Origin of the sequence: Streptomyces sp. NPDC005263, from assembly GCF_042872365.1 — a bacterium.
GTDB lineage: Bacteria > Actinomycetota > Actinomycetes > Streptomycetales > Streptomycetaceae > Streptomyces.
The window spans coordinates 1-4,548 of sequence record NZ_JBIAKJ010000031.1 but is presented as its reverse complement, the minus strand read 5'-3'; the positions used below and the strand labels follow the sequence as shown (position 1 = coordinate 4,548).

General features: G+C 65.7%; 5 protein-coding genes. 4 read left to right on the top strand and 1 reads right to left on the bottom strand.

Annotated elements, in window-relative coordinates:
• Nucleotides 1–79: 79 nt before the first annotated feature.
• Complete coding sequence (locus ACFYRY_RS42920; RefSeq protein ID WP_389158958.1) at nt 80–1,276, bottom strand: hypothetical protein; 1,197 nt, start codon at nt 1,274–1,276, stop codon at nt 80–82.
• A 682-nt stretch (nt 1,277–1,958) separates the two neighbouring features.
• Here ACFYRY_RS42920 and ACFYRY_RS42915 point away from each other — a divergent pair.
• From ACFYRY_RS42915 to ACFYRY_RS42900, 4 genes are all read left to right on the top strand, one after another.
• Nucleotides 1,959–2,426, top strand: a complete 468-nt coding sequence (locus ACFYRY_RS42915; protein WP_389158955.1) for a Pycsar system effector family protein — start codon at nt 1,959–1,961, stop codon at nt 2,424–2,426.
• A gap of 39 nt (nt 2,427–2,465) precedes the next feature.
• Nucleotides 2,466–3,125 (top strand): Crp/Fnr family transcriptional regulator, encoded by a 660-nt coding sequence (locus tag ACFYRY_RS42910; protein WP_389158952.1) that lies wholly within the window; start codon nt 2,466–2,468, stop codon nt 3,123–3,125.
• A gap of 168 nt (nt 3,126–3,293) precedes the next feature.
• Complete coding sequence (locus tag ACFYRY_RS42905; protein WP_389158949.1) at nt 3,294–4,025, top strand: hypothetical protein; 732 nt, start codon at nt 3,294–3,296, stop codon at nt 4,023–4,025.
• Nucleotides 4,026–4,072: 47 nt separating this feature from the next.
• Nucleotides 4,073–4,471: a hypothetical protein gene (locus ACFYRY_RS42900; protein WP_389158947.1), complete on the top strand. Its 399-nt coding sequence runs from the start codon at nt 4,073–4,075 to the stop codon at nt 4,469–4,471.
• The last annotated feature ends 77 nt before the right edge of the window (nt 4,472–4,548 follow it).

The window sequence follows — 4,548 nt, the reverse complement described above, 5'->3', positions numbered from 1 at the left end:
AACTGCGGCGGATAGTTCTTCATGACCACGAGATGTCCGTTCTCAGATCCTCAGGATCCAGTGTCTCGTGTGTCCAGGATCAAGGGTCAAGGCCCGAGAAGGGAAACTCGTCGCATTCCTTGCCGCCGCTGGCGTAGTCGTTCCCCCAGTTTTTCTTGCAGGTCTTGATGGCTTCGTTCCGGTTGTCCGTGCGTCGCTGCTTGTCGTGGTAGAGGCGGGTGAGAGGCCGATCGGCTGTTTGACCGGGCAGGCTCTTGCTGCTGTTCGTCGGCTTGGTGGCGGTGGGCTTGGTGTAGGCGTCCTTGATGTGCTGTGCCGCCAGCCGCTCCTTGGCTCCCGCTTTGGTGCTGAACGGCATGGACACCACGTAGCTGAAGACGGCGCCGCCACTGCGGGAGATGTAGGTTGCCGTGTCCCAGCGGGGCGCCAGGAAGAACAGGCTGCCTGACAGCGCGCCCGTCATCCTCCACCCGCCCGTGGGCTGCAGCTTCACCGATGGCTCATAGACGGCGAAGACGGTGTCGTCCGGGTTGGATCCCTGCCCCTTGTCGAACGTCAGATCGTGAATGAATCCCGGCTGCGACTCCGCTTTGAGGGCAGCCCAGCTCTGTGCTCCAGGAATGAGGCCGCCCTGGTGGGACTGTGCGCTGGCCGGCCACTTCTGCGGCACTGTCACGGACGGTGTGATCATCAACCCGCTCGTGCCTGTGATGCCGGTTTGATCCAGGTGGGTGTAGCGGTACTGGACGTGCATGGTGCGACTGTTCTTGGCCACAGTGCCGATGGCGAGAAGCACGAAACGGCTCTCTCCTGACGGCGTACCGTTACGAATCCAGGTCTGCCTGAACTCGGCACCGGAGCAGACGGCGAACCGAGACTTGATGAAGAACTTCTTGTCGGTTCCCAGCCCCTTCTCGCATTCCCCGGCCGTCATGGTCCGCGGGGGCTCCGGGTAGAGGCCAGCCGCAGCTGCCGTGGCAGATACCAAGGGTTCAGGATCAGACGGCGTTGCGGAAGGAGTATCCGAACGGCGCGCGTAGGAAGCAGCCGGTCCCACGGTCTCCGGGACCGTCTGGGTCTCGACTTCCTGCTGCGAGACCTCGGCCGTCAGGCGGCCTTCGGCGGCCTGCGACTGGAGCTGATCCAGACTGAGCATTTCGGCGCCTACAGGTGCCACGGAGGACACCATCAGCAGGTCATCTGCGGCTTCGTCCGCGTGCGCGGCTCCCCCGCCCGCCTGAGACACTAGCAACGCGAGCGCAGCGGCTCCCAGCATCAGCCTGGACTGGGTTCTGAACCGCGAACGGACAGAATTTTGCAGCATGGTTCCCCCAAGGGTCGTGGTCGATGGCCCTCTTTGCGTACTCGCAAGTACGCTCCAGACTCGATCATTTTTGCGATGAAGCAGTCAACAGGGTTACCAAGCAGCCCAGTTGCTCTCACCGGGGAGACCAAACAGCGCACCAGGGCGCGGAATCTGTACGCAAGACCTGGTCGACAGACTGGTTCCGCAGTGCGGTGCCCACCGCGCCGCAGGTCTAGCCTCGATCGTTCATGAGTCCTCGTCGGTGTGCTGACGGGGACTCTGTGTTTGTGAGGTGCGGTCTTTTCCGGGTTGCTGCACGCTGAGGGGCCCGGCTCTCGTGTCGGGTGGGCGCCGGGTTCCACTTCGCCGTGCTGTCGGCCAGGGCTACGACACCGGGCTTGTCGGCCTGGCCGCGGACTACGGCATCAACGTCGAACCCTGACAGCGAAGTCAATGTCCGCCGAGCCCTCTGCGGCGGCGCTCGCTCCTGCGTGACCTACAACGCCCGCACGGGGCCCGCTGGTGGGCACCGCCTGGCAAGAAAGAGGAGCATAGTCGAGTCATCAATGCGGCGGTGGGCTTCGCCTGGAGACGCATGGGGGTGCTCATGGGGCGCAGGGCCGGTGACGTGGCGAGGGCAGACGGGCAGCAAATGCTGCAGCTGCGGGCCATGGCTGCCGACATGGTCGTCGAGCTGCAGCGAGCGGATGCCAAGGCCACTGCCGTGTGCGGGGCTGCGGCGGGACTTCTGACGGCTGGCGTGGCGACGTTGTGCGGGGTGAATGCCGCTAGCGGCCTTGAAGTGGCGCTGCTGTCAACCTCGTTGTTGTTGACGGCGGCGGTAGGCGCGGCCTTGTGGGCTTTGCGCCCAGTTCTTCCCCCGGCCGGTGCGCCTGACGAACTGCTCGGGTTGCGGCGGGGAGCGGACGCCGGGTTGCTGGTGGCGTCCTTTGCCGAGATGAGCAGTGCGCGCCAACGGCACCTGGCGGAGAAACGGTTGTCGGTGATGGCCGTTCTGGCGCGGCGGAAGTTCCGGGCGGTCCGTCTGGCGGTGGATCTGGTGGTGGTTGCCCTGGCGGTGGCCGGAATTGGGCTGTTGATCACCTACATGCCATGTTGAGATCATCCGGATGTGAGGGGCGACACACCTGGGGGGACTGTGTATCAGCCGCATATCACGGTAATCGGTGAGCAGTTGTGGTCTCAGTTGCGTGATCTCGCACCGCGGAGGTCGCGGCCGGCGCGCAGTGTGCTGTTACGGCAGGGCGATCCCGGGACGCATGTGATCCTGCTGGATTCCGGTTCCACGCTCGTGACTCTGACGGGCCAGAGGGGGGAACGGACCCTGCTGGCCGTGCGGGGGGCCGGTGAACTGCTGGGTGAGCTGGCGGTGCTGGACTCCCAGCCCCGCTCGGCGTCAGTCATTGCGGCGGAGACCTGCGTGGTGCACATCGTCCCGGCCGCGGACTTCCTTGCCTTCGTGGACAAGTTCGACTTACTGGCGCCGTTGCTGCGGCATGCCATCGCCCGCGTACGTGAGGCGGAGTCGGTGCGGCTCGAGCTGGCCACGGCGTCGGTTCCTGCCCGGCTGGCCTCGGCCCTGACCCGCCTGGCGGACCTCTCCTCAACAACAGCACGCGAGCTGTCGGTCCGCCTCACGCAAACCGAGCTGTCGCAGATGATCGGTGCCTCCCGCAACGCTGTCGGCACCGCTCTCAGGCCGTGGCGCGAGCAGGGCTGGCTGGACACGACCCCCGGCGGAGGGCTTGTCGTGCGCGACATCGCGGCCATCCGACGGCACGTCCGTGCCGAAACGTGACGCACCGCATCACAGTGATGCCCATTCCTGGGCACCACCCGCAGAAGGCCTAAATCAGCATGGCACCTCTTGTGACCGCCATGACTGAAAGGCCCGGCTTCCATGGATGCTTCTGTCCTTCCGGACAGTCTCGATGTACCCCCGGAGCATGCGCTCCTGGTCGTCGACATGAGGAACTACAGCCAGCTTCCCGAAGCGAAGATGGCTCCGATCCGTGCTGACCTGGATGACATCATCCTCAACACGGTCTTCCCGCAGAGCGGGCTCGACGACCCCCGCTCGCGGGAGGGTGCTTACCGGGACACCGGCGACGGCGCCATCTGCGTGGTGCCGGCGCGTGACACTGCACGGCTGGTGGACCCGCTGCTCGGCCACCTGAACGCGGCTCTTTCTCGCTACGACCAGTCGCGGCTGCGCGGCGGATCCGCGATCTGGGTCCGCGTCAGCGTCCACGTCGGTCCCCTCTCTTTGCCTGACCACCGAGGCGACGCCATCAACGAGGCCTGCCGGCTGGTCGACAGCCAGGCAGTGCGGCAGGCCATGACCGCGGCGACGAAGCACGGGGCCTACGTCGCGGCCGTCCTGTCAGGACCGGTGTTCGACCGCACCGTGCACGCCGGGCGCACGCCGCACCTGCAGCAGACGCACTTTCTGACGGCTGTCGCGCGCGTTGAAGGCAAGAGCTTCGAGCAGCCCTGCCGGCTCCATGTCCCGGGGATGGCGGCCGAGACGCTGCAGGGCTATGTCACCGAACTGCCCCCGGCCGCCGACGCGGTCCCGGCTGATCCGCCGCCGCCCCCTGCAGGTTCCGGGACCACGATGCAGTTCCTGGGGCCCATGAAAGACACCAACGTCATCGGCAGCGTCGGCACCTACTACCACAACAGTCCTGGGCGCTGACGCTCGCACTCAGCGTCCGCCGTTCCCCATCACAGACGAGGCAGTGCATGTCAGAACAGGATTTCGGGCCGTTAGGGCCCGCTCATTCAGCCACCCCCCAGCCCAGTGAGCCGGAGCCGAATGGATCCGGCGGCTGGCGGCCGCCGTGGCGGCGGCAAGGATCGGACCGGCCGGAGGACTCTTCCTCGAACGGCGTGCTGCCGCAGGGCTCCGTGTCGGAAGGCCCACACGCGGGCACAGGGCAGGCCGATGCCGTGCCAGATGTACTCCTCACCAATGGCGCCGCTACTCATCTGTACGGCAAGGTTGACGTGGTCGCCGGCAGCATCAACAAGTTCGTCAGGCAAACGCGCAAGCTGGACCTGCTGGAGGGTGTGCCAGTCGATCGTGGAGAGGTTTTGAGCCAGCCCTTCGTCTGCGAGGGGCAGTGGGGCCTTGACCCTTGATCCTGGACACACGAGACACTGGATCCTGAGGATCTGAGAACGGACATCTCGTGGTCATGAAGAACTATCCGCCGCAG